We start from the raw sequence: 26,585 nt of genomic DNA on the forward strand, positions 1-26,585 counted from the left end.
GGCCGCGCCAGGCGGTTCGGACCATCCGGATGCGGATGCGGATCAGGCCGTTGGTCTGGCGGATGTGGTCCTGCGGGTTGGGGATGTTCTCGATCGCCCGCGTGAACAGCCGTCCTTGCCGCCGAGCTTCTCCTGGAGCCACTTCAGGACGACCCGTTGATCGTCGATGGCGGCGCGCCTGATCTGGCTGAGCAGATGCACTCGATCGGGTTTGGGAAGCGCCGTGTTCTGCAGCCCCTCGTTGCAGTTGCTGCAGACGGCGCGGAGATTGCCTGGTGAGTCGTCGCCGCCCTTGGACTTATCCTTGATGTGTCCCATCGTCAGCCGGATCGTTCTGGTCGGATTCAGTGGATCGGGGTCGCCCGCCGCGGCGCCGCACATCTGGCAGGTGTATCCATTCCGCTCGAGAACGAACGCTCGATTCTGCTTCGAGATACCGCGCTTGAAGGCCGGGACGCGCTTCGCGGTCTCCATGAGATACTGATTGGGCTTGAGGTCGGCGCGGTCCTTGTGGGAGAGGATCAGGTATCCGTCCTCGTTTCGCAGTTCACGGACGCGGCGAGCCCATTCCACGGCACCGCCCGAGGCCGCTTGAATGTCGCGCGATTCGGCGACTTTCCCCAGGTTACTGAGGAAGAAATTGAGGATTCGTTGCTTGGACCCGGGCTTTCGATCCATGTCGAACTCGCTCCTGACTGATGGCCGAGTAGTCGGGATTGATCTCGATGAGAATTGCCCGTCGCCCGGTTTCACAGGCGGCCACCCCGGTCGTGCCTGAACCGCCGAATGGATCAAGCACGAGATCGCTCTCGCGGCTGCCGAGGAGGATGCAGCGTCGCGCCAGTTCCCTGGGGAATGCCGCGGGATGCCCGTTGTTGGCCGGGTCCGGGCCGAGAACCCAGGCGTTTCGGAGATTCGCCCCGCTCTCAGCGCGGACGGCCATGTGGTCGTAGTAATACCGAGGGGACTTCGTGAACAGAAAGATGTCCTCGGTGGCGTTGGTGGGCCGATCCCGGACGCTTTCCGGCATCGCCGTTTTCTTCACCCACGTCACTCGCGATCGGAGGTACCAGCCATCCTCCTGAAGTGCGAAGGCGACGCGCCATGGCAGGCCCATGAGATCCTTGTCCTTCAACCCCCAGCAGTCGGGCACCTTGCAGTTGCGCTTCTGAATGAGTTTTCTCGTGTTGCCCACAATCGCGTTGGGCCCGCAGTTTCCAGTGCCGCCGTTGCGCGCGTAGCCGTCGCCGACGTTGAGCCAGAGCACGCCATCGGACCTGAGCACCCGCCTCACCTCGCGGAATACCTCCACGAGGTTCGAAACGTACTTCGTAGGCGACGGCTCGGCTCCGATCTGATCGGGATGTGCGTAATCGCGCAGTCCCCAATAGGGTGGCGATGTCACGCAGCATTGCACACGACCCGAATCGAGGCCGCGAAGCACAGTTCGACAGTCGCCGGTCAGGACTTCAACCTGCTGAGCCCTGCGATTCTTGGTCGTACCATTCGCACCAGGATGCACGCGGTTTCCTCCAGCCCTAGGGCGTTGATTCGCATTTGACCCAAGATGTAGTGGTGTGTCAATCCGGTGGGGTTGTCCACAAGGTACTTCTGGAAGCGCCATGATCGCTGACAGCCGTTGCCGTGGCCGAAGGTCACTTGAGAAGATGATACGCGGGATGACCCAAACATCCACCAAAAATCTGGTGATTATATACTTGACTCATCATTTCTGGATTTGATGGGGTCGAATAGTCGTCCGTTCGATCCGGTCAACTGGCCGGGTCGTTCTGGTCGTGGTCCAGACCGCCGCTTGCCTATCTCGGTCGAATGGGTTATCATCGCGCGTACGCCGATCCGAACTACGTTCACGGATGGACGCCATGACCCGCCCACACGAAACCGATTCGATCGAACTCGCCGAGAAACAGGCCCGCGCCGAGTATGAGGCGGCTGTTTCTGACGCGAAATTGCGCCTCGACCTTCGGCTTGAGACTCTTCGCTGGGCCCGCTCCAATGGCCATCCTGATGCCCCAACCACCAAGTCCGTGCCGATCGTGCCAGCCAGTCCGCATCGCCACGGTTCATCGTCGGTCAACCTGTCGGCGACGGCCGCCGCGATCGTCCAGACGATGGACGAGCCGTTTGACGTGAATGATGTCTGCCGGGCTATGGAGGCCCAAGGCATCGCGGTCAATCGTACCGCGGTGATCTCGGCGATGAAGCGGATGGTGGCTTCCGGTCAGATCATCAGGGTGACGATCGGCAACAACCGGCAACCCGGCAAGTTCAAGCGTGCGCCGGGGAACGCTTCGCCTCCCGGCGCGAAACGCCACTGATCCCCATTCCATCATGGAGAAAGGATGCTCAATGCACTGGATAAGGAGGGTTCTCGGTCCCCGACAGAGCCCGTCACCGACTGAATCGGCGACCCCGAAAAAACCATAAGCCCCAGCGTTAGCCGGGGCTCAGGTGACTTCTACCCGAACCTGGGCGTCCCTGAAAGGGGCCGCTCAGGAATCCAGCCATCCTATTCATCGGTCGTCCGCCGTTCAAGGGCTACTTGGACTTGGCGGCGGCCCGCCTTTTGGCCGCCCGTTCCCGCTTGGCGGCCTTGGCGAGTTCGTACTTGGGGACGCGGATCAAACCCCGCATGGCCCTGTCGAAGTCGGACTCGCCCGGAGGCGCCGGTTCTGGTTTCTGCCTGTCCGCCATGTCCAGAGTTTAGCACGTCTTTCCGGTCAAGGTCGCGTAAGTCAGCCGCCGCCCGACCACGTAACGCATGACCGCGTGAAACCGCTGGGCATCGGTCAACTTCCGAAGGTTGAACCGGCGGCAGAACTCATCCAGATAGCGGTTCAACTGCCACGGGGCGACCGCCACGTAGGTGCCGCGCAGGGACCGCTTGAGCAGACTCCAGAAGTTCTCAAGGGAGTTCGTGTGGATCTCCCCGTTCACGTACTCGATCGCGTGGTTGACCTGTTGCAGGACGTACTCGGCCTCCAGTCCCCGGTACCACGACCCTATGTCGGAGTAGAGGATTGAACCCGGTTCCACGTTGGCCCGGATGCCCGGCTGAATGTGGCGGGACTGGTTGTTCTTGACCACCTGCGCACGGACTTCGCCGCCGCGCTCTAGCACGCCTTGAACGATGGTCTTGTTCTTCCCTTCCGGCCCGAACTTGGCCTTGATCCGGTCCCGGTCGGCCTTGTGCTTGAACTTCACCAGCCCGCCGACGTGGGTTTCGTCAGTCTCGACCTTGCCGCTGATCCGGCGGTAGGTCGGGGTCTGCATGGCCAGCCGAATCCGATGGAGCATGTGCCAGGCGGACTTCTGGGTGACGCCGATCGTCCGGGCCAGTTCGCAACTGCTTATCCCGTTCTTCGCGCACACGATGCACCACACGGCCACCAGCCACTTGTCCGGTCCGAGCGGTGAATCCTCGAAGATCGTCCCGACCTTGACGGAGAACTGCTTGCGGCATCCCTTGGCCTTGCACTGGAACATCCGGCGGGACTTGATCTCGCCGACATGATCGCCCCCGCAGTCCGGGCAAGTCACCTTGCCGTCCGGCCACTTGATCCCGACCATGTAGGCATGGCAGGTATCGGGGTCGGAGAAGTGGCGGACCGCCTCTAGCAGCGTCCGGGGTTCCGACTTGTGGGTGTGATTCTCGTTCTTCATGCATCCATTGTACCCCGTAGATGTGATGAGTCAAGTATATAATCACCAAAAATCTTCCAAAAATATCCCGAACATCCCTTGACACCGCCGATCATCCCCGGCATCCTATCGGATACCGAACAGCATTGCACCCCACAAGGAGATCGGCTATGGTGGCCACCAAGGCACGGGCGGGCGAGCGGGCTTCACGCAACGGCAGCGCGGGTGACGAGAACACGCGACAGGAAAGGCACATCATGGCCAAGGGAAACGTCATCATGGAAGACAAGGGCAGGCGTCAGGCCCTCGATCGGGCTCTCGGGCAGATCGAGAAGACGTTCGGCAAGGGCTCGATCATGCGGCTGGATGATGACCCTTCCAAGGTCGTCCCCGGCATCTCCACCGGCTCGATCTCGCTGGACCTGGCCCTGGGCGGCCGGGGCATTCCCCGCGGGCGCGTGGTGGAAATCTTCGGGCCGGAATCGTCGGGCAAGACCACGCTGGCCCTGACCGTCGCCGCCCAGGCCCAGAAGGCGGGCGGGGTGGCGGCGTTCATCGACGCCGAGCACGCGCTCGACCCCACCTGGGCCAAGCGGCTGGGCATCAACCTGGAGGAAATGCTCGTCTCCCAGCCGGATACGGGCGAGCAGGCGCTGGAAATCTGCGAACTGCTGGTGCGCTCCAACGCGGTGGAGGTGATCGTGGTGGACTCGGTCGCCGCCCTGATCCCGCGGGCGGAGATCGAGGGCGAAATGGGCGACTCGCACGTGGGCCTGCAGGCGCGGCTGATGAGCCAGGCGCTGCGCAAACTGACGGGCGCGATCAGCAAGAGCAACACGGTGGTCATCTTCATCAACCAGATCCGCGAGAAGATCGGCGTGATGTTCGGCTCACCGGAGACCACGCCGGGCGGGCGGGCGCTGAAGTTCTACTCGTCGGTGCGCATCGACATCCGCCGCACGGCTTCGATCAAGGAAGGCGAGATCGCGGTGGGCAACCGGGTGCGCGCCCGCATCGTGAAGAACAAGATCGCGCCGCCCTTCCGGGATGCCGAGTTCGACATCATGTTCGATGAGGGCATCTCCGCCGCGGGCGACCTGCTGGATCTGGCGGTGAACGAGGGCGTGTGCCAGAAGTCCGGCTCGTGGTTCAGCTACGGCGACGTGCGGCTGGGCCAGGGCCGGGAAAGCGCCCGCAAACTGCTGCGTGAGAACGAGGAGCTCTTCAACGAGATCAAGGCCAAGGTGCTGGAGCGCCGGGGCGTGGGCAAGGCGGTGGTGGCCGGCGTGGCCGAGACGGACGAAGTGGGCGACTTGGACGACGAGACGGAGGAAGAGTGAGCCGCGACCGTGAGGGAGCGGTCGGGGTTGGTTGCTCGCGGTGCGTGGGAAAAGAGCCGGGAGCGGTGCGCCGGGTCGTCGTCGGCAAGCGACGGCTTGGCGCGGCCTTTCTGCGGTAATCCGCGCCGGAACACGGGGCCCGTTCCGGCGCGGCAGCGATGGATGGGAGAGAAGGTGGAAGGCGGCGACGCACACTGTCCCGTGCGTCTTGTACCCCTCAGGCCACGCTGCGCCTGCGTCGCGGTGCAACGAGTCCCGCCAGCAGCAGCACGCCTGTGGCGGGCGCGGGAATCGTGTACTCCACGGTCAGCACGGGGCGGAACTCGGTGGTCGGATGCTCGCGCGTGTCGAATCGCTTCGCGGTGGATGTGGTGGATTCGTCACCTCGCAGCAGCCAGCCGTGATTGAGCGCGGGGTTGTCGAGCCATTGCTGCACATCGACCACCATGCCCGGATTGCCGAGGACGGATGACCACGTGTAGAACCCCACGTCGCCAACCAGCAATCCACCACTGGCGGCCGCGTCGAAGTCACCACCAGGCGTGGTCCAGAACTGCGTGTCGTGAAAGGTATGTCGCCACGTGGCGTCGCCCGGCTGGGCCGGGGCGCCGTTGCCCTCCTCGCCCGGGGCGTCGCTGGCGCCCTCGCCCCACGCGGTCAGTATGCGATGCAGCGTCATCATCCGTGGAGCCGGGTTGGCGCTGGAGAGATGCAGGGTGAGCGAGACGCCTGTGATCGTCGCTCCAGCGGGCACGGCCCCGACGATGTCGAACGCGAGCAACCCGCGCCGGAGGTTGTTCTGCGAGTTGACGCCCGCGAAGAAGTGCTGCCCGGCTCCGTTGCTGATGGCGCCTTCCGCGTGGAAGAACAGCGTGTTGTCGCGCATGGCGCCGATGTGGACCGTGTCAGCCGGCGCCTGTCCCGCGAGCAGTGCGGCTGCGATGGCTGACGTCATGAAGCCCTGGTTCTGCACGAATCTCTCCTTGAGTCTCCGAGTCGCTCCTTGCGACCCGTTCGGTCCAAAGTTCAATGTGCCTCAGCATACCGGGTCGTGCAAGTCGTCTGCGACTGTTCACACTTGGGTGCGAGCATGGGAACTGGCGCGGCTGGGCGCTTTCGGTAAGATGCGACGCGATCAGAAACCGTCCCGCGATCCTCCCGGTTCAGCCCGTTGTTCTCACTGAAGGACGAAGGCATTCATGGCCATTCCCTACCATGATGACCGCCGCTTCCTGCTCGACCATGTTGACATCGTGGAACTGCACGCGCCCGATCAGTCCGCCGCGCGCGTGCTCGTTTCGCCCGCGTGGCAGGGTCGGGTGATGACCGCCACGTGCGGCCCTGACGCCGCGGCGCCGTCGTTCGGCTGGGTCAACCGCGGTCACATCAAGCGGGTTTCCACGCAGGGCTTCGCGCCGCGGTTCAACGCGCTGGGCGGGTCGGATCGCTTCTGGCTCGGGCCGGAGGGAAGCCGGTACTCCATCTTCTTCGACGGCGGCTCGCCGTTCGACATCGCGCACTGGCGCACGCCCCCGTGTCTTGACACCGAGCCGTGGCTCGTCGTCGGCCGCCCTTCGCCGAGCGAGGTCGTCATGCGCCGTGATACGTCGCTCATCAACCGCGCGGGGGCGCTGTTCGATCTCCGCATCGACCGCGCGGTGCGCGCGCTGAGCGCCTCGCAGGCGCTGGCCGACCTCGGTTCCGCCCCGGTTCCCACCAGTGGCGAACCCCGTCAGACGCGATCGCTCAACCACGCCGCGGCGTCGAAGGCGCCGCTGGTCGCCTACGAGTCGATCAACACCATCACCAACATCGGGGCTCGTCCGTGGCGGCGCGAGACCGGCCTGCTCTCCATCTGGATTCTCGGCATGTACCCGCCGGGCGAGCGCTCGGTCATCATGCTGCCGTTTCGCGCGGGCAATGCGACGCGGCTCGGGCCGCTGGTCAACGATGCCTACTTCGGCCCGCCCGCGGCGGATCGGATGGCCGTGCGCGGGTCGAGTATGCTGTTTCGCGCCGATGGGCGTTCGCGCGGCAAGCTCGGGCTCAGCCCGAGACGTGCCACTGGCATTGCCGGTTCGTACGACCCGGATCGCTCCATGCTCACGATCGTCTCGTGCCCGCCGCCTGACCCGTCGCGTCCCTACGTCAACTCGATGTGGGCGGACGACGTAGACCCCTTCATCGGCGATGCAATCAACGCCTACAACGACGGTCCGGTGACGCCCGGCGGCGAGCCGCTCGGCCCGTTTCACGAACTGGAGACCTCCTCTCCCGGCGCCGAGCTGGACCCAGGCGAGTCGCTGACGCACACGCATCGCACGATCCATCTCACGGGTCCGATCGAGCAACTCGACGCCATCGCATGTCCGCTGTTCGGACTCTGCTTGCGTGACGCCAGTTTCCCCGCCCCGTGATGCGACCGTCACCGGCGGCGCGGCAAAACACCCCCGTGCGGCGGGGGTGTTGTGAAGGGAAGCCATCGCGATTCACGACGGGGCGTCCTACCAGGATCGACCGCCGCGGTCTCCACGATCGCCGCGGTCTCCTCGTCCGCCCCCGCGTCCGCCTCGATCGCCACGGTCTCCGTAGCCGCCCCCGCCGCCGTAGCCCCCGCCTCCACCCCCGCCATAGCCGCCACGACCCCCGCCTCCTCCACCGCCTCCGTAGCGCGGCTTTTCGACGCGTTCGCGCGCTTCGTTGACGGTCAGCGTGCGGCCATCGAGTTCCTTGCCGTTGAGGGCCTCGATGGCGGCGCGTCCCTGCTCGTCGTTGGCCATCTGCACGAAGCCGAAGCCGCGCGACCTGCCGGTCATGCGATCCGTGGGGATGGTGACCTCCGACACCTCGCCGTAGGCGGCGAACGCCTCCTGCAGCGCTTGCTCGGTGGTGTTGTAGCTCAGGTTTCCGACGTAGATGCGAACCATGTGCGATGCACTCCCTGCCGGGAGCCGGCGGCGGTCAGACACGACGTGGCAGGCCCAGGCAAAACAGAACCCCGGTCGAAACGCTCGACCGGATGACATCACGAGACGCCTCCTGGGGCGCCTCGACAACGAGAACAGGAAACGACAGCCGGCCGGGAGCAGTCACCGTGAGGGCGCGGACGCCAACATGCAGATGTGTCACGGACAGAGGCACGACGCAATCCGGCACTGGGCGAACGCGCGCATGATAGCACAAACCGGGTTGTCAAGGGCGAATGAGGGTTGTCGGTGCTCAACTCCGGGCCCCGACTGCTCTCCGGCGCCCCGCGGCCCATTGTTTCCGCTCCATGCCGATCGCCTCGGTTCGTCTGCATGCGGCTGACGATCCGGAGTGCATCCCTCTTGCATCCCCCATTCCACCCGATACGCTCACTCCGTGAGCAAGCGCGGCGAGAAGCCATCCACCGCCTCCGACAAGCCGGTCACGCCGGAGGGAACGCCCTTTCACCGTCTGCACATCTGGCAGATTCAGGCCTGCCGCGACGTGCTCTTCGTGGCGGCGGTGGTGGGCGTCTTCTGGCTTGGCTACGTCCTCAGCGCTGTCACCGTGCCCCTGCTGGTGGCGCTGCTGCTGGCGTACCTGTTCGAGCCGCTCATCGGCTGGATGTGCCGGCGCCCCCGGCTGGCCCACTCGCGACTTCACGCCGTCATCACGCTCATGCTGACGGCGGGAGCGGTGGTCATGCTCATCGCTTCGCTGGTGCTGCCGATCGTGGTGGGCCAGTCGATCCGCTTCGTGAACGAGGTGCGCGACGGCACCGCTCATGCCCGGCTGGCCCGCGTCGCGCCGTACATCCCTGAGGGGATTCGCGTCGAGTTCGAGAGCATTCTCAACATGCTCCCGGAGCGCCCCGCCGCGGCGGTCCCGCGTGATGAGGCAAGCGATGAATCAAGGGCCGGCGCGGCCGAGCCGGGAGAAGAAGGCGCGGCTGACGCCGACGCACCCATCTCCGACGAGCCGCCGCTGACGCGCGAGGAAGCGCGTCGAATCGCCGCCGAGGAGGCCCACCGCGCCCTGGCCGATCGAGCCAGGCGCGAGTCATCCGCCGCGGGCGGCATGATGGGCACCGGCTGGAGCGCCATCACCACCCTGTTCGGTCGGGCCGCCCAGGTGCTCCTGCTCCTCTTTCTCATTCCGTTCTACTTCTTCTTCTTCAGCGTCGGCTACCCGTCGATCATGCGCTTCGGCCACACGCTGATTCCCGTGAGGCATCGCCACCGCGTGGTCACCCTGGTGGGCAAGATGGACCGCGTGGTGGCGGGATTCGTGCGCGGGCGCATCACCATCTGCGCCATCTGCGGCGTGCTGCTGGCGATCGGCTGGTGGGCGGCGGGCGTGCCCTACGGCTTCGTGCTGGGGCTGGCGGTGGGCGTCATGTTCCTCGTTCCCTACCTCAGCGGCATCGGTCTGCCGCTGGCGATCCTGCTTCTCTTCTTCGAGCGGCTCGGCGACGCCGACCGCGCCGGCGCGTGGTGGGTGTGGGTGATTCTCTGGCCCAGCGCGGTCTATGGCTTCGTGCAACTTGTCGAAACCTACATCCTCACGCCCAAGATCGCCGGAAAGGCGACGAATCTCGATCCCGTCACCGTGATCGTGGCCGTGCTGGCCGGCGGCTCACTGCTGGGGGTGTACGGCATGCTGCTGGCGATTCCTCTGGCGGCGTGCGGCAAGATCATGCTGACCGACGTGGTGATGCCCGCCGTCAACGCCTGGCTCAAGGGCGAGCGACCCGACCCGCTGCCCATCGATCCCGGAGGGGGGACGTCGTAGAGCATCCGAGGTGAGCCGCGTGCCTCGTCCGTGCCGCCGAACTCGCGAAGCGGAACGTCGCGCCCCCTCGATGCCGGATCGATTGCTCATGCTGTCTTCCGTCGGGGCTACGATGAACCATGCTGCATTCCTCGACCTCCTTTGAGATCGCGCGGTCCTCCGGCAAGTGCGCCGCCACGGGGCGCGATCTGTCGCCGGGCGAGCCGTGCATCGCCGCGCTGTGCGAACGCGCCGCGGATGACGGGTTCGAGCGGCTGGATTTTTCCGTGGAGGCGTGGTCCGCCGGCTCACGCCCCGAGCGCTTGTTCAGCTTCTGGAAGACCACGGCCCCGCACCCCAACGAGAAGAAGCGCGTCTTCGTGGACGATGAGATGCTGCGCAACCTGTTCGAGCGGCTGGCGGACGACGATCGTCCCCAGCGTCAGGCCTTCCGCTTCGTGCTCGGACTGGTCCTGATGCGCAAGCGGTTGCTCAGGTTCATCGGACGCGACGAGAGCCGCGGGGTGGAGACCTGGACGCTGCAGTGGAAAGGCGCCGCGGAGGGCGACGTGGTCACGCTGGTCGATCCGCGGCTCTCCGACGAGGACGTTCGCGCCGTCTCCGATCAGCTCAGCGAGATTCTCAGCGGCGACCTTGAATGAGACGATCAGGACGCGCCATGTTCCGGCGGGCAGGCACGGCGTTGGCGGTCCTGGCGCTGGCGACCGGCTGCCAGCACGCCCCGGGGCCGAACGGGAGCGCTCCGCCGCCCCCGCCGCCCATCGACTACGCCGTGCTGCGCGAGCAGCACAACCAGCGCATCGCGCGTATTCCCACGGTGCGGACCTCCGGAGTCATCGAACTGCGCTGGCGCGACGAGCGGGGGGGTTCCCACTTCGAGCAGGGGGACATCCGGTTGTTTCTCCGGCTGCCTGACCGGCTTTCACTCCAGGTCCACAAGCTGGGCGAGACCTTCCTCTGGTTCGGCGCGGATCAAGGGGGGTACTGGCTCTTCGATCTGCTCAACAAGGATGATCGCGTGCTTTACCTCGGTCGGGATGCCGGCGCAGCGCCGGCGGACGTGCCCGGCGCGATCCACCCGCTGCGGCTGATCGACCTGCTTGGCATGACGGCGCTGCCGGACGAGGCCGCGGTCGGTTATCACGAGGGGCATGATGCCTGGCTGGTCGAGACGGTCGGTCAGGGAGGTGCGGTCCGGCTCTACTTCGACCGCGCCACGCTGCTTCCGAAGCGGGTCGAGGGTTTGGACGGTTCCCGGGTCATCTGCGCCGGCGAGCTGCGCGATTACGAGTCGTTGGCGGTGGATGGTCTGCCGCCGGGGCTTTTCCCGCGCATCCCCATGCGCATCCGGCTGACTGACGTGCGGCACGATGGCGAGGCCACCGTGGCGCTGGGCGAGCCGACCACGCGCATCAACGAGCGGGCCTTCCACAACGCCTTCGACGTCGAGCAATTGGTCCGCATGCTCGCGCCGCACCGACGGGTCGAGTGAGCCGCGTCGGGACGCTCACGTGCCGCAGGGGCGGTGGCGGCCGGTCTTTGGTGGGGGACAATGCCGGGTTCAGAAATCATCATGCACAGGTCAGCGGTCAGGTCCGACAGTCGCTCACCGGCCATCAGCAACCAACCGCCTTTCCCGATGACACGCTTCCTTCCCGCCATCCTGATGCTGATGCTTGCGTTCCAGGCCAGCGCGGGGGATATCGTCGGCGCGGCCTCGGAGGATCACGTCTGGTTCGCCACCGTCGAACCGGGCGCTACGGGACGCGTGCGGCTGTATCACCACGCGGTTGACATGGGCGGGGCGTACTACCGCTCGCCGATGACGCTGGTGGAGTCGCCCTCGGCCATGGCCGCCGCGGGGGATCAGGCGTGGATCATCTTCGATCCCAATCCCCGGGACGCCACGCCCCGGCGCGAGGTCTACACCATTCACGCCCGGCGCAATCCCGCCACCGGGTGGTACTTCTACGAACCGGAAGGCGCGCTGGCTCCGCTGCCGCAACTGCCGCCATCCGGCATGCTGGCCGGGGCGGCGTCCACGGACGAGGGCTTGGCCGTTCTGCTCATGCCCCGCCGCCGCGGCCCTGGAGACCACGTCGGGGGCGCGAGCGAGGACATCGGTGAGCCGCGGCTGCTCATCCTGAGGGGAACCGCGTGGGTTTCCGAGCCGCTTCCCGACATCATGCGCCAGGCCCGCCTCGCGCTGCTGACCTCGGTCGCCACCGGGACGCATGACCGCTCGCCGGCCATCGTCGCCGTTCTCAGCGTCGCGGGTGAGTCCGTCGGAGGCAACCCCGGCGAGAGGGGCCTGCCGATGGTGCTGATGATCCATGAAGGCGAAGGTCGCTGGAGGGTGGGGCGTCTGACGGATGGCGACGCGACCGACGCCGAGTTGCTCCGCGGGGCGGGAGTCGGAGGCATGGGGGTTCCCGCGGTGCTGGCGACATCGCGCGGGCGCGCCGTTCTTGGCCTGCTGACGGGCGAGGGGTCGCCCACGCGGGATGAGGTCCGCCTGGGACTGATCCGCACGCTCCGGCAGGAACCGGCATCCAGCGGCCAACTGTCGTCCGGGACGGGGGGACAGGAGTCGGCGGGCGGCTCCGGCGAACGGCGTTCGATCATCGGCGACCAACCCGCGGCTGCGGGTCTGTTCTGCGAGTGGCTTCCGCTTGTCACTCTTCCGCCGCCTCATTCCAAGCGACTTGTGGTCGGCACGCGCCAGGGGTTGCTGGCCATCGAGCGGCGAACGGGCGACCAGATCGTCCTGCGCGTGATTGACTCGCTGCTGGGGACGGTCGGCGAGCCGCGTCCGATGGCGGTGCAGCCGCTCTCCGCCGCCGGGCGCGTGTATCTGCCGATCCTGCTGACGGCGCTGACGGCGACCATGCTGGTGGTGATTCTGGTTCGTCCCGCTGCACCGGGCGAGTGCCGACTGCCGGAGGGGTCGCGCCCCGCGGACCTGACCCGCCGCGCGGCGGCCTTGGCGTTGGATACGGCGCCCTGTCTGGCGCTGGCGATGCTGCTGACCGGGTCGGGCGTGACGACGCTGGGCAACTTTCCACTGTGGGCGCCGACCGCCGCCGAGGCGTGGCCGCTGATCCTGACTGCGGCGATGCTCACGACGCACTCGGTTGTGTCCGAGGCGCTCTGGGGGCGAACCATCGGCAAGGCGCTGCTCGGCCTGCGGGTGACGCGGGTGACGGGGGAGCGGGCGGGTGCGGGGCGCCTCTTCGTTCGCAACCTGGTCAAGGCCGTGGTGCTGCTGCTGCCCCCTCTGATGATCCTGGTGCTGCTCAACGCCTACCGCCAGCAGTTAGGCGACATCGTGGCGGGCACCGTGGTGGTGGAGGACGCGCCGGAATTGCGCGAGACCGGCTGAATCTGCAGATGACAGACCACGGCTGCCGATAGCCGTAGGCCAGGCGAAGGAGTCGCCTGCGCTGATCGCACGCCCGGACCGCTGGCATGGTTCGGTCGGAAGAGAGGATCTCGTTGACGATCGGTCAGCACCAGGTTGTCGCCGCGACGGACGCGCCTTCCACGGAATCGACGGCGCGGCCATCATCCGTTCCGCCTTGGTCGATGTTGTGGCAGGTGCCGGTGGCGCTGGCGAGCGTGGCGGTGATCGTGGGCGCGGTGCTCCACGCCAGGAGCCGGGCGCCGGGACACGACTTCGACGGCGCGCTGGGTCAGGTTTCCTCGCTCGCGGCGGAAGGCCGGCTCGACATGGCGGCTCAGCAGCTGCGCGACATGGTGCTGCCCCATCTTCACGAGGCGACCGGGCCGCAGCAGGCATGGGCGAAGGCCTTGGCGGGCGATCTCATCTGGCTGGCGGCGCAGCAGCGGGGCGTGGTGTCACGCGATGATTGCCAGCTGCTTCACGAACGGTACGAAGAGGCCGAAGCCCTGAAGTGGTCGTTCACTCCGGTGCAGGTGGAACGATGGAGCGTCGCCCTCGTGACTTTGGGCGACCTCGCCGGGGCGCGGCGGAGACTGTCCTTGCTTGGTGAGGGGATCTCCTCCTCGGACCACGAGGCCGAACGTGATGGCGTGCGAGTCCGCGTGCTGCGCCTGTTGGCCAAAGCCGCGCTGGATCGACCCGGGCTGGGCCTTGAGGAGCAGATTCAGGCGCTGCATACGTATCGGGCCGGGGCGACCGGCGCCGCGGATATCGTGTGGGCGATCGTTCGCCAGGCGGAGCTGCGGCTGGAGCATGGGCTTGCCCGCCAGGCCATGGATCGCCTGCAGGTGGACCTTCGCCGGGCCGAATCGCAGATTGAGGCGGAAGCCGTTCCGTTGGGGGAGGTGTTCGCCACCCTCGCCCGCGGTTATCTTGAACTGGGCGACACGGACTTCGCGGAATCCCAGGTGGCGCAGTCGCTGGCGGTGCTGAATGCGAGCGATCCCGCGCGGATGGGCGCCCTGGTGACCTTGGGCCGCATCCGTGTCGCGCGCGGAGCGCACGAGGAAGCCCTGGAGTCGTTCACCGAGGCGGCTGAGATCGATCCCGCGGGAGACGCCTGGGCGGCGGCGATGCTCGGCCGCGCCGACATGCTCGGCGTGCTGGGCCGGCACGAAGAAGCCCAGCAGGCCTACCGGCGGCTGGCCGAGGGCATGTCGAAGCGATCGTTCGGATGGGGCATCACGGTCGACGTTGCGGCTGAGCGTCTCAACGATCGTCATGATGCGGCGCTGGCGACTCGGCAGTTTGACGTGGCGCTGGCGTACATTGAGATTGCTTCGGCGTTCTTCGCGGCGGATCGTGTGCCCGAGCCGGTGCTTCGCCGCCTCGCCTCCACCAACCGCGTGCTGGCGGATGGCTGGATGGCGAGGTCGATGGACGAAGCCGGAGAAGTGATCGACCAGTCGGCGCGGATCGAAGCGGGCAAGACGTACCGCCGGGCGGCCCAGGCTTTTCTGGCGCGGGCCAAGCATCTGCACGCCTCGCCGACTCAGGAGGCCGCCTGGGCGGAATCCATCTGGCAGGCGGCGGACTGCTTTGATCTGGCGGGGCACCATGAGGAGGCGATCCGCCAGTTCGAAACGTTTGTCCGTTCGCGGTCGGAGGAGGATCCTCGCTGGCTGGACGCAACCTGGCGTCTGGCGCGATGCCGCCAGGCCGTGGGTGATCTTCGCGGCGCGGCGGCGCTGTACGAGGAAATCATCCGGTCCAACCCGACGTCGCTGGTGGCGGCGCGCAGCCATGTGCCTCTGGCGGCGTGCTACGTGGGACTGGGCACGCCGTCGCTGGCGGAGCAGCAGTTGCTGCGCGTGATCTCCGGAGGTGAACCGCTTCGACCGGCGGCGTCGGACTATCAGGACGCACTGGCGGCTTTGGGTGCGCTGTATCACGAGACCGGCGAGTACGCGCGGGCCATTGAAATGCTGGAAAAGGCCGTGGGATACGCCGGTGAAGGCGCCCGGCTGGCGGAGGTTCGATTCCGGCTGGCCGACAGCTACCGGCTTGGGGCGCGGCGCCTGGCGGAAACCGCATCAACGGGTCAGGCGGGCGGTGAGCGGAGTGCGGATGCCGTCGCCGCGGGGGCGCTTGCCTCGCGCACCGTGATGCGGCGCGAACATCTCGCCCGGGCCGCTCAGTTGTTTGAGCAGGTGATCGAGTCATCCGAGGCGGTCGGCGCGCCCCGCCTGGGTGAGACCGGGCGCGTCCAGCTGCGACTGGCGCATCTCTACGTGGCCGACTGCGCCTACGAACTGGACGACTACCAGCGGGCCATCGAGTTGTACGACCGGGCGGCGCAGCGCTACGCGGATCACCCGTCATCGGTGACCGCGCTGATTCAGATCGTCAATGCGTACATGCGGCTGGGCGACCGGGTGAGGGCGCTCGCCGCTCACAACCGCGTGCTGCACAAACTGGAGCAGATGCCTGAGAGCGTCCTGGCTGGCGACGAGGCCGTGCTGGATGAAGCGGCGTGGCGGTCGTGGCTGGAACTGGTCCCGCCCGGCGGGGCGCGACGCGCAGGAGTCAACGAGCCATGAACGACGGCGCTTCATTCATTGAGCCCAAGCGGCCGGATCGCGAGGCGGCGTCGGCCGGAGCGCCGTCGGATGACGACTTGCTGTCCGTGCGGCTGGAGGAAGTCGCCGCCACGCTCCGACATCTGGCGGAACTGGCATCCCGTCAGCGCGACCTGGTGGAGGGCGATGAGTCCCAGCCGCTCCTTGATCTGCTGTCGGAGCGGCAGGACGCGGTGGACCGGCTGGCCGATCCCGTGCGTGGGCTTGGTTCGGTCGTCCATGCGTTTGGAGCGGTCCGCCGTCGCCCCGGCGCCGGGCAGCTCGGTGGAGCCGGCGCACCGCCGACGGAGCAGGTGGTTGGACTGATCGACGAGATTGAATCGCTGCTCGCCCGCGTCATCGAGTCGGATCAGGCCGATCAGCGCCGGCTTGAGCGGCGACTGCGCGAGATCGAGGGGGAGCTGGCCACGAATCGTACGGCGCAGGCGGCGGTGACGGCCTATGCGGGACGAGTCACGACGGGCCCGACCTCCATCGAGACGCCGAGATTCACGGATCGAAAGGGATGACGCACGCTGTGACGCGGACGCTGAACATTCCGGATCGCGGCACGTCGCTTGACGTCAGCGATATCGGCGAGCTGCTGTCGCACGTCAACGCCGTGACGCAGCGGCTGCAGCAGACGCACGAGCAGCTGCGCCGTCAGGTGGCCGATCTGCAGCGCGAGCTGGCCGAGGCCAACGAACAGCTGCGTCGATCGCGCGCGCTGGCCGCCCTGGGAGAGATGGCGGCGGGCATCGCGCACGAGATCCGCAATCCGCTGGCGTCGATCCGGCTGGACGCTCAGGTCTTGAGCGACGAGCTGCGCGATCGACCCGAGCAGGCGTCGTGCTGCCGGCGCATCGACCGCGCGGTGGATCGTCTGGATGGCATCGTGCGCGACGTTCTTTCGTTCTCGCGCGACACGCGGGTGAGGCCGCGGCCGCTGGACGCGGATGAACTGCTCGCCCGCGCCGGCGAATGCTGTCGCGGACTGCTGGCGGCCCATGGGGCGCGGTTGGACGTCGCGCCGTGCGGCGGGCTCTCGCTGGTGGCCGACGCCGGACTGCTGGAGCAGGCGCTGGGCAACCTGATCCGCAACGGCGTGGAAGCCATGGCGGAGACGCCCGTGGAGCGTCGGCGCCTGCGGCTGGAAGCCCGCCGCGAGCGACCCCGCACGCCGGATGGGCGACGGGCGGAGCGCATCGTGCTGGCGGTGGATGACAACGGGCCGGGCGTGACCCCCGACGTGATGCGGCGCATGTTCAACCCGTTCTTCACCACGCGCGCCGCGGGCACGGGACTGGGCTTGGCGATCGTGCATCGCATCGTGGATGCGCACGGCGGAGAGGTGGCGGTTTCAAACCGGCGCGAGGGCGGAGCGCGCGTCGAACTGCGGCTTCCGCCTCGACCGCCCGTCGGGGGGGCGGGCGAGCGTCGCGGCGCGGTGCGCGAGGGCACGCCGGGCATCGAAGTTGATCAGCAATCGCTCGACGCGGTCATTCGGCGTCGAATCAACACGGAGCGGATCTCATGAGTCGCATTCTCATCGTGGACGACAAGGAACTGATGCGCGACAGCGTGGCGTCGATCCTGGCGCGCAAGGGCCACTCCGTGGTCGTGGCGCCGGGCGCCAGGGCCGCCCTGGCGAAGATCGCCGAGAAGTCGCCCGACGTGGTCGTGACCGATCTGCAGATGCCGGAGATGAACGGGCTCGATCTGCTGGAGCAGATCCGCGCCCAGGACGAGCATCTGCCGGTGGTGTTCATGACCGCCTACGGCACGGTGGAGACGGCGGTGCAGGCCATGAAGCGCGGGGCGTTCGACTACCTCACCAAGCCCTTCAGCGGGGATGAACTGGTGGTGGCGGTGGACCGGGCCGTGGAGCACGGCCGTCTGGTCCGTGAAAACCAGATCCTGCGCGTCGCCGCCAGGGGATCGGGGCGCGATGAACCGTCGTCGGCGGTGATGATCGGCAGCGGCGCCCGCATGGCCGCCCTGCGCGAGCGGCTGGCGATGATCGCCGACAGCCACGGCACGGTGCTGATCACGGGCGAGTCGGGCACCGGCAAGGAAGTGGCGGCCAACTGGATTCACCAGCACAGCCCGCGTGCGGATCAGCCGTTCCTGGCGATCAACTGCGCCGCGCTCTCGACTTCGCTGCTGGAATCCGAACTGTTCGGCCATGAGAAGGGGGCCTTCACGGGCGCGGACAAGCTGCGCAAAGGCCGCTTCGAGCTGGCGGACGGCGGCACCCTGCTGCTCGATGAAATCAGCGAAATCTCGCCATCAATCCAGGCCAAGCTGCTGCGCGTGCTGCAGGAACGGTCCTTCGAGCGCGTCGGCTCCAGCACGAGCAAGAGCGTGGACGTGCGGCTGATCGCCACCTCCAACCGGTGTCTGCCTGAGGAGGTCCGCCGAGGCGGCTTCCGTGACGACCTGTTCTTCCGGCTCAACGTGCTGCCCGTGGAGATGCCGGCGCTGCGCGACCGGCTGGAGGACGTGCCCGAGCTGGCGGCGCACTTCCTGGGCCTGGTGGCGACGCGCGAGGGAAGGCGCCCCAAGCGCGTGCCCGACTCGGTGATTCACCTGTTCCAGCAGTACGACTGGCCCGGCAACGTGCGCGAGCTTCAGAACATCTGTGAGCGGGCCGCCGTGCTGACATCGGGCGACACGATTGCGCCCGAACTCGTCATGCCCTGGCTGGCGGGTCCGAGACGCGATGGTGCCGGCACGGGCGTGACCCCGATGGCGGCGCCGCTGTCACGGAGCGCCATCGAGGCCAAGCCGCTGCCCGGCGACGGCGGCGGAACCAGCCGCATCGAGTCGCTGGCGCATCAGCTCGTGTGCGACGGCGAGCTGACGCTGGAGCGCATCGAGCGCGAGGTGATCGTGGCCACGCTGGAGCAGAACGAAGGCCATCGTCAGCGCAGCGCCAAGGCGCTGGGCATCGGCGTCCGTACCCTGGGGCTGAAACTGAAGCGGTGGAAGGAGCTGAACCTGGTTTCGGAAGCGCTGTAGCGCGGACATTGCGCGAGACGAGGACGCAGAGCAGACGAGATTCGATTTCCAGGGGCCTGCCGTCCGACTCCGGTGTCCGCCGACCACGCTGGCCCGCCGTTTGCTGGAGGTTATCCGATGATCAATGGAGTCACCAATGCCGGGTCGCTGCCGACGCTGGAGCGTCTGATGCAGTTCGCCGGGGCGCGGCACCGGGTGATCGCCAACAACATCGCCAATCTCTCCACGCCGGGGTTCCGCCCCGCGGATGTGTCGGTGGCCGATTTTCAGGCGTCGCTGCGACAGGCGGCGGATGAGCGCCGGGCGGCTCGAGGCGGTTGCGGCGATCTGTCTCCCGCCGACACCGATCAGGTGCAGTTTCTGCGCGACCGCATCGAGTTGAGCCCCACGCCCAGCGGAGAAGGCGTGCTCTTTCACGACGGCAATGATCGCGATGTGGAGCGGATGATGCAGGACATGGTTGAGAACTTCATGGTCTTCCGGCAGGCGGCGCAACTTCTGCGCAGCCGGGTGGGTGTCCTGAACGCGGCCATCCGCGAGCGGCTGTGAGAAACGGTGGGCTGACAGGAGCATGAGGCATGTACGGCTCGCTTGACATCTCCACTTCCGCGCTGGTGGCGCAGCGGACGCGGTTGAACGTCATCTCCGCCAACATCGCCAACCGCGAGGTGCTGGTCAACGCCCAGGGCCAGTACGCGCCGTATCAGCGGCGCATCGCGCTGCTCGCGTCAGGCGACCCGGCGTCGGGCCGGGCGGAGGGCGTCCACGTGGCCGACATCGTCACGGATGACACGCTGCTCTTCCGCTACGAGCCGGACTCGCGGTTCGCCAATGCCGACGGCTACGTGGGGTATCCGAACGTCGATCCCGTCAAGGAGATGGTGAACGCCATGGAGGCCTCGCGATCCTACGAGGCGAACATTGCGGCGATCGAGGCCACCAAGTCGATGATCAACGCAGCGCTGGAGGTCATCGCGTAAGCGCGATGATCGTGGAGATTCATCGTGACCGATCCGCTGGGAATCATCAGTCATGCTGGGCATACCGGGCTGCCGCGCGGCCTGGGGGCGCCGGGGCGCAGCGCCGCGGAGCAGGGGCCGAACTTCAAGGACGCCCTGCTGGACGAACTCCGCCGGGTGGATGAGATGCAGAAGACGGCGGATCAGGCCATCGATGACCTCGTGACGGGGCGGCGCGACGATCTTGAAAGCGTGCTCATCGCCACCCAGAAGGCCGATGTGGCCTTCCGCATGCTGCTGCAGGTGCGCAACAAGGTGATGGACGCCTACGAGGAAGTGAAGCAGATCCGGGTGTGATGTCAAAGCACTCCACGGTCTTGCGGTCAGGAGGACCCGGGCCGGGGGTGAGCGAATCAGGACCAACAGGCAGGGCATGGAGGCCGGCCGATGCAGGCGATTGAGCGGGCGATCACGCAGATTCGGCAGCACCTGGGGCGTCTCTCCGTCAATGCGCGGCTGCTCATCGGTTCGATGATGGTCATTCTCGTGATGGCCCTGCTGCTGGTGTCGCAGTACGCCGGTCGCAGCGACATGATGCCGCTGGGGCTGCCCAGCACGGCCGACGTGCGGGCGGCGGCCATCCGGTATCTCGAGTCATCGGCGATTCCTCACGAGGATCGCGGCAACGACATCTACGTGCCGGCAGGAAAGCAGTACGAGGTGGTGGGGCGGCTCAATGAGCGCGGCATCGTGGGGGCGGGCGAGATCGACTTCAACGCACTCATCGACAAGCAGTCCAACCCCTTCCTCAGCCGCGACCAGGCGCGCCAGATGTGGCTGACCGCCAAGCAGAACGTATTGGCGGCGATGATCAGCGCCAGGCAGGACGTGGCGGGGGCCACGGTGGTCATCGGCGAACCGGCGGGAGCCCCCGGCATCGGGCGGGCCAGCATCCAGCCCACCGCGTCGGTCAGTGTGCGCATGAAGAGCGGCGCCCTGACGCAGGAGCAGGCCGACGCCATCGGACGCATGGTGGCGGCGTCGCACGCCGGGCTCAAGCCCGAGAGCGTGACGGTGGTGGATACGGGAGCGGCGCGGGCCTTCAAGCCGCGGCCCGATGACGTGGCCGCCGGCGGGCAGTACCTCGAGCAGAAGAACCGCATTGAGCAGCACTTCCAGCGCACCATCGAGTCGGCGCTGAGCCGCGTGCCCGGCTCGGTGGTGACGGTCAACGCGGTGGTCAAGAACACGCGCGAGACGCGCAACGTGCGCACCGTGGATGAGCCCCGCGTCGGCGTGGTGTCATCCGAAACGCGCGACTTCACCTCGATTGGCGCTTCGCCGTCCGGTGAGGCCGGCATGGCGCCCAACACGGGCGCGAGCATCCGGGGCATGTCGCGCGGCTCGCAGACCACCGAGTCGGTGTCCAAGGAACGGACCGACCCGCAGTTCGGCGGCGCGCACGAGATCATCCAGGACGCCACTGGCTACCCGCTGCTCGTCAATGCCCTGGTGGGCATCCCCAAGTCGTACTTCGTGAAGATCTGGCAGGATGGCCAGGCGACCCCAGACGCCGCGCCCGACGCGGCGGCTCTGGCCCAGGTAGTCGATGATCAGACGAAGCGCTGGGAGGAAGATCTGTCGCTCCTCATTCGTACGGACGGGCTGACGGGAGCCATCGCCGGCACGGTGCGCGTGAGCATGATTCACGACTTCGACATCACGCTGACCGGCGGCGTCCCCACGCCGCTGGGGGTGGCCACGGTGTCCAACCTGCTCGAGGGCGGCGGAGGCATGGTCAAGAACCTCGTGCTCGGCGCCCTGGCGGTGCTCAGCGTCATCATGATGTTCCTGATGGTCCGTCGCGCCAACGTGCGCGAGCCGCTGCCCAGTCCGGCGGAGACGGCGGGCATCCTGCCGTCGCTGGGCGGCGAAGGCGTGGACGTGGTCGGCGAGGCGGAGGAGGGCGAGGCGGTGCTCGAAGGGCTTGAACTCGACGAGGCCACCCTTCGCATGCAGGAACTGCTCAAGCAGATCAACGAGGCGGTGAAGGCGAGGCCCGAGGAGGCCGCCGCCATGTTCCAGCGGTGGGCCACGTCGGAAGTGGGCTGAGCGAAGGAAGAGGACGCCCAGGACATGTCGGCATCGGCATCAGCATCCATCAAGAGCGCCAAGGATCTCGACGGCATCGTCAAGGCGGCGATCCTGCTCGTCAACCTCGACCCGGACGTGGCCAGTTCGATGCTGCGCAACCTGCCCACGCCGTTCGTCGAGGACGTCACGCGCGCCCTGGCCTCGCTGGGCGAGGTTCCCGCCCAGGTCTGCTCCGAGGTCGTGGAGGAGTTCTATTCGATCCGGCTGGCACAGCAGCACGCGCAGATGGGCGGGTTGGAATACGCCAAGTCGCTGCTGCAGAAGTCGCTCGACCCCAAGACCGCCGAAAAGGTCATCTCGCAGATTCAGCGCCAGGTGCAGAAGACGCCCTTCTCGTTTCTCCAGAAGGCGGAAAGCGAGAACCTGCTCACGTTCATCCAGGACGAACACCCTCAGACCATCGCGCTCATCGTGAGCTACCTGCCGCATCACCGGGCGGCGGAGATCCTCGGCGGGCTTCCGTCGCAGAAGCAGATCGAGGTGGTGCGCCGCATCGCCAACATGGAGCGGGCCAACCCCGAGATCATCCGCGAGGTGGAAGGCGGGCTGGAGTCGCGGCTCGCCAGCATGCTGGGCCAGGCCTCGGACAAGGTGGGGGGCATCCCCACCGTGGCCGAGGTGCTCAACCTCTGCGACCGCGCCACCGAGAAGTCCATCATGGAGGGCATCGAAACGGAGGATCCGGAACTGGTGGAGGAGATCCGCCGCCTGATGTTCGTCTTCGAGGACATCCTGATGGTCAACGACAAGGGCATCCAGACCGTCCTCAAGGAGGTGGACAACGACGAACTGGCCCTGGCCCTCAAGACGGCGAGCGAGGAGCTCAGGCAGAAGGTGTTCGCCAACATGTCATCCCGCGCGGCGGACCTGATCCGCGAGGAAATGGAGTACATGGGCCCCGTCCGCGTGAGCGACGTGGAGGCGGCGCAGCAGCGCATCGTGGACATCGTGCGCCGGCTCGAGGATTCCGGCGACATCATCATCGCCGGGCGCGGCGGCGAGAAGGATCTGATCGTGTAACCCGATGCGGTGAGCGCCGAACCCATGACTGTCGTCAAGAGCATACAGACGGATGACCTGCTGCGCAGCGCGGTGGTGCTCGATCTGGGCGATCTGCGCCGACAGGGGGAGCGCATCCTGGCGCAGGCGCGAAGCGAGGCGGATCAGATCCTGGCCATGGCCCGGGCCGAGGCGGATCGGATCAAACGCGAGGCCGCCGGCAAGGGACACGCCGAGGGGCTGGCCCGCGGGTTGCACGAGGGACACGCCACGGGTGAAGCAGCAGGCCGCGAGCGGGCCTACGCGGAGCAGCGAGAGCAGCTGGCCGCCCTGCTCGAACGCTGGGGCGCCGCCGTCGAGCGCTGGGAGGCGGAGCGCGGCCGCTGGATGCTCGAGGCCCGCGAGGATGTTCTGCGGTTCGCCTGCCGCTTTGCCGAGCGCGTGGTGCATCGGACCGTGAAGCTTGACCCGACGATCGTTGTCGATCAGGTGGCGACCACGCTTGACCTGCTGATGCAGCCCTCGCGCGTCCGGATCACGGTGCATCCCGACGATCGACCCCTGGTCGAGGCCGCGCTGCCTGGGCTGCAGAGGCGAATCGGTGAAACGGTCCACCTGAACCTGGAGACGGATCAGGCCATGGAACGAGGCGGATGCGTGCTGGGCACCGATCGGGGCCGGGTGGACGCCACCATTGAACGCCAGATCGAGCGGATCATCGACGCGCTCCTGCCGCGCGGCGCGGATGACCCGGACGGCGCGTCGGGCGAAGCGGAGTCGTCCGAATGACCCTGTTGTCCGCGGCCATCGACACGCTGGACTCCATCCAGCCGCGTGAGCTGTGCGGCACGGTGGCTGCGGTGCGGGGGTTGACGATCCTGGTGGACGATCTTCCCCTGCCGGTGGGCGCGCTGGTGCGTTTCGAGTCGCCGGGCAGGTGCATGCACGAGGCGGCTCACGAAGCCCTTCGTGGTGAGGTGGTGGGGTTCGACGGTGCTCGATGCATCGTCATGCTGTTCGGACACAGCACCGGCATCGCGCCGGGCATGCGCGTGATCGGCGAGCAGTCCGCCCAGACGGTGGGGGTGGGCGACGCCATGCTGGGGCGTGTTCTCGACGGGTTCGCGCGGCCCATCGACCACGGGCCGCCCCTGCTGGACCTGATGCTCCGTCCCCTGCAGCCGCGCGCCACGCAGGCGATGCGTCGATCAAGAATCCGCGATCCGCTGCCCACGGGGCTTCGGGCCGTGGATGGATTCCTCACCATCGGTCGCGGCCAGCGCATGGGCATCTTCTCGGCGGCGGGTGTGGGCAAATCAACCCTGATGGGGCAGATCGCCCGCGGATCGACCGCCGACGTGAACGTGATCGCCCTGATCGGCGAGCGCGGGCGCGAGGTGCGCGAGTTCATCGAGGAATCGCTGGGACCGCGGGGGCTGATCCGTTCGGTGGTGGTGGTGGCGACGGGGGACGAGTCCCCTCTCATGCGCGTGCGGGCCGCCTTGACCGCCTCCACGATCGCCGAGCACTTCCGCGACGAGGGGCGTCACGTGCTCCTGATGATGGACTCGGTGACGCGCTTTGCGCAGGCGCAGCGCCAGATCGGGTTGACCGTGGGTGAGCCGCCCGCGACGCGCGGGTTCACTCCGTCCGTCTTCGCCTCGCTGCCGGTTCTGCTGGAGCGGGCCGGGGCGGTGGAGGGCGGCGGGTCGATCACCGGCTTCTACGCCGTCCTGGTGGAAGGCGATGATCTCGACGAACCGGTCTCGGACACGGTGCGGGGCGTGCTGGACGGGCACATGGTGCTGTCGAGGCGGCTCGCCTCGCAGGGGCACTTTCCCCCGATCGATCTGCTCTCGTCCATCTCCCGTCTGGCGACGGACGTGTGCGACCGGCATCACGTCGAATCACGGCGCACCCTGCTTCGCCTGCTGTCGGCCTACGCCGAGAACGAGGAGCTCATCACCATCGGCGCCTATGCGCGGGGATCGAACGCTGAATGCGACGCGGCGATCGCCCTGCGCCCCCGGTTGCTGCAATTCCTGCGGCAGGGGGTGGAGGAGCGGGCGGACTACCCCGCCACCTGCCGAACCATGATCGAACTGTGCGGCGCCGCCGAGCAGTTGCTGTCGAGGCCCGCGACCGGTGCGTCCGGAGTCGCCGCATCGGCCCAGCCCGCTTCGGTCAACGGAGCCGCCCGACGTGGACGATGAGGTAGATCATGGTCAGGCGATTCAGGTTTCCGCTCGATCCCCTGCTGCGGCTTCGGCGCCGCGACGAGGAGACCGCGCAGCGCGCCGTGGCGGACCTTGAGCGACAGCGGCGGGATCTGGAGTCCGCCCTGCGCGACCATCAGCAGCGGATGGAGTCAGGCCGCCAGTCCGCCCGCGACCTGCTGATCGGCCCGGTGGATCTGCGGACGGTTCGAGGTCAGGCGCAGCACTCACTGCACCTGATGAAAAGGACGAATCAGATCGTTCTGCAACTGGCGGGCGTGCATCGTCGGCTCGAGCAGGCACGCACCGTGCTGACGGAACGACGGCGCGACCGCCGGGCCATCGAACTCCTCCGTGAAAAGCGGCTGGCCGAGTGGCGGGCCGAGCACCGGTGGAGCGAGCAGGTGGTGCTGGATGACCTGGCGGCCTGCCCCGAGCGGTCCTCCGCGGTCGGCAAGGAGCGTGAACCATGAAGTCGCTGATGAGAGCGCTGGGGATTCTGTGCGTGGTGAATATGCTGGCGCTCCTGCTGCTGGCCGGGTGGCTCCTGGGGACCGATCGCCTGACGCCCCAGCGGCTGCTGGCGATTCGGGCCATGTTGTCCACCACCGCCGCGCAGGAGCGGGCGCGTCTGGACGCGGAGCAGGCGGAGCAGAAGCGTCTGGAGGCCGAGCAGGTTCGGCGCGAGCGCGAGCAGAACCCCGATCCGCCCGCGGACGCGCTGGTGCAGCGTCAGGCGCGCGCCGCTCTGGCGGAGCGCGATCGTCAGCAGGGGCTGGCGGCGGAGATCGAGCACCTTCGGGCCCAGATCCGGGACGCCCAGCAGGCGCTTGCCTCCGAGCGGGTCGCCTTCGAACAGGAGCGCGCCGCGTGGGAGCGATCGCGCAAGATTGAGCAATCGAAGGGTCAGGATGAGCAGTTTCAGCGCGTGGTGCGGCTGCTGGAGACCATTCCCGCCACCCAGGCGCGCGACACGCTGGTGGAGCTGATGCGCGGCGGGCAAATCGACGACGCCGTGGCGTATCTCAACGCCATGAAGCCCTTCGCCGCATCCAAGGTCCTGCGCGCCTTCAAGGGCGACGAGCAGCCGCTGGCAACGGAATTGCTCCAGCGCATCCGGACGCTCGGCGGAACTCCTCCCGCCGACGCCTCGGGACGCGCGACCGATGCTGACGCTGCTGCCACCTCCGGTTGACCCCTCCTTCGGAGCATCGCGCCGATCACCCATCGAGCCGACGCGATCCGCCCGAGACAATCGACCGGGAGCGTCGCCCGAGGAATCAACGTTCGCCGAAGCCCTTCGCGCCGCCGGCGAGCCGGACGCGTCTGATCAGACGGCATGGTCGCGCCCTCCTGATTCCGCGTCCGCGCCGCGGGCGCCTGAGCAGGCCTCTGAATTGAACGTCCAGATCGAGGCGTCGGGATCCCCGACCATCGCGGCAGATCGAGGGGCG

The 26,585-nt window shown here is 67.4% G+C and carries 25 protein-coding genes; 20 read left to right on the forward strand and 5 right to left on the reverse strand.

Annotated features, from left to right (window positions below; translation table 11 throughout):
* Window positions 1-42 precede the first annotated feature (42 nt).
* Window positions 43-678 carry an HNH endonuclease gene (locus HRU76_10710; GenBank protein QOJ18027.1) on the reverse strand — a complete coding sequence of 212 codons (636 nt, stop codon included), beginning with the start codon at window positions 676-678 and terminating at the stop codon, window positions 43-45.
* The gene (locus HRU76_10715; GenBank protein ID QOJ18028.1) at window positions 626-1,624 is read right to left on the reverse strand and encodes a site-specific DNA-methyltransferase; all 999 of its coding nucleotides are present in this window, start codon (window positions 1,622-1,624) and stop codon (window positions 626-628) included. Before HRU76_10715 ends, HRU76_10710 begins: the two co-directional genes overlap by 53 nt.
* A 250-nt stretch (window positions 1,625-1,874) precedes the next feature.
* Here HRU76_10715 and HRU76_10720 point away from each other — a divergent pair, with 250 nt between their 5' ends.
* Window positions 1,875-2,339 (forward strand): hypothetical protein, encoded by a 465-nt coding sequence (locus HRU76_10720; GenBank protein ID QOJ18029.1) that lies wholly within the window; start codon window positions 1,875-1,877, stop codon window positions 2,337-2,339.
* 385 nt (window positions 2,340-2,724) lie between these two features.
* On the opposite strand, the gene HRU76_10725 is transcribed toward HRU76_10720, so the two are convergent.
* Complete coding sequence (locus HRU76_10725) at window positions 2,725-3,684, reverse strand: IS1595 family transposase (protein ID QOJ18030.1); 960 nt, start codon at window positions 3,682-3,684, stop codon at window positions 2,725-2,727.
* A 236-nt stretch (window positions 3,685-3,920) separates the two neighbouring features.
* Between HRU76_10725 and recA the strand changes: the two genes are divergently transcribed.
* Window positions 3,921-5,003, forward strand: coding sequence for a recombinase RecA (recA, locus tag HRU76_10730; protein ID QOJ19171.1), 1,083 nt, complete (start codon window positions 3,921-3,923; stop codon window positions 5,001-5,003).
* Between the two features lie 217 nt (window positions 5,004-5,220).
* On the opposite strand, the gene HRU76_10735 is transcribed toward recA, so the two are convergent.
* Window positions 5,221-5,976: a DNRLRE domain-containing protein gene (locus tag HRU76_10735; protein QOJ18031.1), complete on the reverse strand. Its 756-nt coding sequence runs from the start codon at window positions 5,974-5,976 to the stop codon at window positions 5,221-5,223.
* A gap of 226 nt (window positions 5,977-6,202) precedes the next feature.
* On the opposite strand from HRU76_10735, the gene HRU76_10740 reads away from it, so the two are divergent.
* On the forward strand, window positions 6,203-7,420 hold the full coding sequence (locus HRU76_10740) for a hypothetical protein (protein ID QOJ18032.1): 1,218 nt from the start codon (window positions 6,203-6,205) through the stop codon (window positions 7,418-7,420).
* An 87-nt stretch (window positions 7,421-7,507) separates the two neighbouring features.
* On the opposite strand, the gene HRU76_10745 is transcribed toward HRU76_10740, so the two are convergent.
* Window positions 7,508-8,029 (reverse strand): RNA-binding protein, encoded by a 522-nt coding sequence (locus HRU76_10745; GenBank protein QOJ18033.1) that lies wholly within the window; start codon window positions 8,027-8,029, stop codon window positions 7,508-7,510.
* Window positions 8,030-8,366: 337 nt separating this feature from the next.
* Between HRU76_10745 and HRU76_10750 the strand changes: the two genes are divergently transcribed.
* The 17 genes from HRU76_10750 to HRU76_10830 all read left to right on the forward strand — a co-directional run bounded on the left by HRU76_10750 (window position 8,367) and on the right by HRU76_10830 (window position 26,326).
* Window positions 8,367-9,761 carry an AI-2E family transporter gene (locus tag HRU76_10750; protein ID QOJ18034.1) on the forward strand — a complete coding sequence of 465 codons (1,395 nt, stop codon included), beginning with the start codon at window positions 8,367-8,369 and terminating at the stop codon, window positions 9,759-9,761.
* Window positions 9,762-9,880: 119 nt separating this feature from the next.
* On the forward strand, window positions 9,881-10,402 hold the full coding sequence (locus HRU76_10755) for a hypothetical protein (GenBank protein ID QOJ18035.1): 522 nt from the start codon (window positions 9,881-9,883) through the stop codon (window positions 10,400-10,402).
* Window positions 10,403-10,419: 17 nt separating this feature from the next.
* Window positions 10,420-11,253 carry a hypothetical protein gene (locus tag HRU76_10760; GenBank protein QOJ18036.1) on the forward strand — a complete coding sequence of 278 codons (834 nt, stop codon included), beginning with the start codon at window positions 10,420-10,422 and terminating at the stop codon, window positions 11,251-11,253.
* Between the two features lie 147 nt (window positions 11,254-11,400).
* Window positions 11,401-13,143: an RDD family protein gene (locus HRU76_10765; protein QOJ18037.1), complete on the forward strand. Its 1,743-nt coding sequence runs from the start codon at window positions 11,401-11,403 to the stop codon at window positions 13,141-13,143.
* 113 nt (window positions 13,144-13,256) lie between these two features.
* A complete protein-coding gene (locus tag HRU76_10770; protein ID QOJ18038.1) occupies window positions 13,257-15,764 on the forward strand; it encodes a tetratricopeptide repeat protein in 2,508 nt (835 codons plus the stop codon).
* Complete coding sequence (locus tag HRU76_10775) at window positions 15,761-16,312, forward strand: hypothetical protein (GenBank protein QOJ18039.1); 552 nt, start codon at window positions 15,761-15,763, stop codon at window positions 16,310-16,312. The genes HRU76_10770 and HRU76_10775 overlap by 4 nt, the downstream gene beginning before the upstream one ends.
* On the forward strand, window positions 16,309-17,319 hold the full coding sequence (locus tag HRU76_10780; protein QOJ18040.1) for a hypothetical protein: 1,011 nt from the start codon (window positions 16,309-16,311) through the stop codon (window positions 17,317-17,319). The genes HRU76_10775 and HRU76_10780 overlap by 4 nt, the downstream gene beginning before the upstream one ends.
* A complete protein-coding gene (locus HRU76_10785; protein ID QOJ18041.1) occupies window positions 17,316-18,803 on the forward strand; it encodes a sigma-54-dependent Fis family transcriptional regulator in 1,488 nt (495 codons plus the stop codon). Before HRU76_10780 ends, HRU76_10785 begins: the two co-directional genes overlap by 4 nt.
* Window positions 18,804-18,920: 117 nt before the next feature.
* Entirely contained in the window at window positions 18,921-19,352 is a 432-nt protein-coding gene (locus HRU76_10790; GenBank protein ID QOJ18042.1) for a hypothetical protein, read from the forward strand.
* 29 nt (window positions 19,353-19,381) lie between these two features.
* Window positions 19,382-19,783, forward strand: coding sequence for a flagellar basal body rod protein FlgC (gene flgC, locus HRU76_10795; protein ID QOJ18043.1), 402 nt, complete (start codon window positions 19,382-19,384; stop codon window positions 19,781-19,783).
* Between the two features lie 24 nt (window positions 19,784-19,807).
* The gene (gene fliE / locus HRU76_10800; GenBank protein ID QOJ18044.1) at window positions 19,808-20,119 is read left to right on the forward strand and encodes a flagellar hook-basal body complex protein FliE; all 312 of its coding nucleotides are present in this window, start codon (window positions 19,808-19,810) and stop codon (window positions 20,117-20,119) included.
* 90 nt (window positions 20,120-20,209) lie between these two features.
* Window positions 20,210-21,874: a hypothetical protein gene (locus tag HRU76_10805; GenBank protein QOJ18045.1), complete on the forward strand. Its 1,665-nt coding sequence runs from the start codon at window positions 20,210-20,212 to the stop codon at window positions 21,872-21,874.
* Between the two features lie 24 nt (window positions 21,875-21,898).
* Window positions 21,899-22,936 carry a flagellar motor switch protein FliG gene (gene fliG / locus HRU76_10810; protein QOJ18046.1) on the forward strand — a complete coding sequence of 346 codons (1,038 nt, stop codon included), beginning with the start codon at window positions 21,899-21,901 and terminating at the stop codon, window positions 22,934-22,936.
* A 24-nt stretch (window positions 22,937-22,960) separates the two neighbouring features.
* Window positions 22,961-23,704 carry a hypothetical protein gene (locus HRU76_10815; GenBank protein ID QOJ18047.1) on the forward strand — a complete coding sequence of 248 codons (744 nt, stop codon included), beginning with the start codon at window positions 22,961-22,963 and terminating at the stop codon, window positions 23,702-23,704.
* Window positions 23,701-25,128 (forward strand): FliI/YscN family ATPase, encoded by a 1,428-nt coding sequence (locus HRU76_10820; protein QOJ18048.1) that lies wholly within the window; start codon window positions 23,701-23,703, stop codon window positions 25,126-25,128. The genes HRU76_10815 and HRU76_10820 overlap by 4 nt, the downstream gene beginning before the upstream one ends.
* An 8-nt stretch (window positions 25,129-25,136) precedes the next feature.
* Window positions 25,137-25,604 carry a flagellar export protein FliJ gene (fliJ, locus tag HRU76_10825; protein QOJ18049.1) on the forward strand — a complete coding sequence of 156 codons (468 nt, stop codon included), beginning with the start codon at window positions 25,137-25,139 and terminating at the stop codon, window positions 25,602-25,604.
* Entirely contained in the window at window positions 25,601-26,326 is a 726-nt protein-coding gene (locus HRU76_10830; GenBank protein QOJ18050.1) for a hypothetical protein, read from the forward strand. Before fliJ ends, HRU76_10830 begins: the two co-directional genes overlap by 4 nt.
* Window positions 26,327-26,585: the final 259 nt, after the last annotated feature.

Source organism: Phycisphaeraceae bacterium, from assembly GCA_015709595.1.
Lineage (GTDB): Bacteria > Planctomycetota > Phycisphaerae > Phycisphaerales > SM1A02 > CAADGA01.

Coding starts and splice junctions, on each gene's coding strand:
- HRU76_10710 (QOJ18027.1), bottom strand. CDS start 678: ATGGATCGAAAGCCCGGGTCCAAGCAACGAATCCTCAATTTCTTCCTC.
- HRU76_10715 (QOJ18028.1), bottom strand. CDS start 1,624: ATGGCGCTTCCAGAAGTACCTTGTGGACAACCCCACCGGATTGACACA.
- HRU76_10720 (QOJ18029.1), top strand. CDS start 1,875: ATGGACGCCATGACCCGCCCACACGAAACCGATTCGATCGAACTCGCC.
- HRU76_10725 (QOJ18030.1), bottom strand. CDS start 3,684: ATGAAGAACGAGAATCACACCCACAAGTCGGAACCCCGGACGCTGCTA.
- recA (QOJ19171.1), top strand. CDS start 3,921: ATGGCCAAGGGAAACGTCATCATGGAAGACAAGGGCAGGCGTCAGGCC.
- HRU76_10740 (QOJ18032.1), top strand. CDS start 6,203: ATGGCCATTCCCTACCATGATGACCGCCGCTTCCTGCTCGACCATGTT.
- HRU76_10745 (QOJ18033.1), bottom strand. CDS start 8,029: ATGTCATCCGGTCGAGCGTTTCGACCGGGGTTCTGTTTTGCCTGGGCC.
- HRU76_10755 (QOJ18035.1), top strand. CDS start 9,881: ATGCTGCATTCCTCGACCTCCTTTGAGATCGCGCGGTCCTCCGGCAAG.
- HRU76_10760 (QOJ18036.1), top strand. CDS start 10,420: ATGTTCCGGCGGGCAGGCACGGCGTTGGCGGTCCTGGCGCTGGCGACC.
- HRU76_10765 (QOJ18037.1), top strand. CDS start 11,401: ATGACACGCTTCCTTCCCGCCATCCTGATGCTGATGCTTGCGTTCCAG.
- HRU76_10775 (QOJ18039.1), top strand. CDS start 15,761: ATGAACGACGGCGCTTCATTCATTGAGCCCAAGCGGCCGGATCGCGAG.
- HRU76_10780 (QOJ18040.1), top strand. CDS start 16,309: ATGACGCACGCTGTGACGCGGACGCTGAACATTCCGGATCGCGGCACG.
- HRU76_10785 (QOJ18041.1), top strand. CDS start 17,316: ATGAGTCGCATTCTCATCGTGGACGACAAGGAACTGATGCGCGACAGC.
- HRU76_10790 (QOJ18042.1), top strand. CDS start 18,921: ATGATCAATGGAGTCACCAATGCCGGGTCGCTGCCGACGCTGGAGCGT.
- flgC (QOJ18043.1), top strand. CDS start 19,382: ATGTACGGCTCGCTTGACATCTCCACTTCCGCGCTGGTGGCGCAGCGG.
- HRU76_10805 (QOJ18045.1), top strand. CDS start 20,210: ATGCAGGCGATTGAGCGGGCGATCACGCAGATTCGGCAGCACCTGGGG.
- fliG (QOJ18046.1), top strand. CDS start 21,899: ATGTCGGCATCGGCATCAGCATCCATCAAGAGCGCCAAGGATCTCGAC.
- HRU76_10815 (QOJ18047.1), top strand. CDS start 22,961: ATGACTGTCGTCAAGAGCATACAGACGGATGACCTGCTGCGCAGCGCG.
- HRU76_10820 (QOJ18048.1), top strand. CDS start 23,701: ATGACCCTGTTGTCCGCGGCCATCGACACGCTGGACTCCATCCAGCCG.
- fliJ (QOJ18049.1), top strand. CDS start 25,137: ATGGTCAGGCGATTCAGGTTTCCGCTCGATCCCCTGCTGCGGCTTCGG.
- HRU76_10830 (QOJ18050.1), top strand. CDS start 25,601: ATGAAGTCGCTGATGAGAGCGCTGGGGATTCTGTGCGTGGTGAATATG.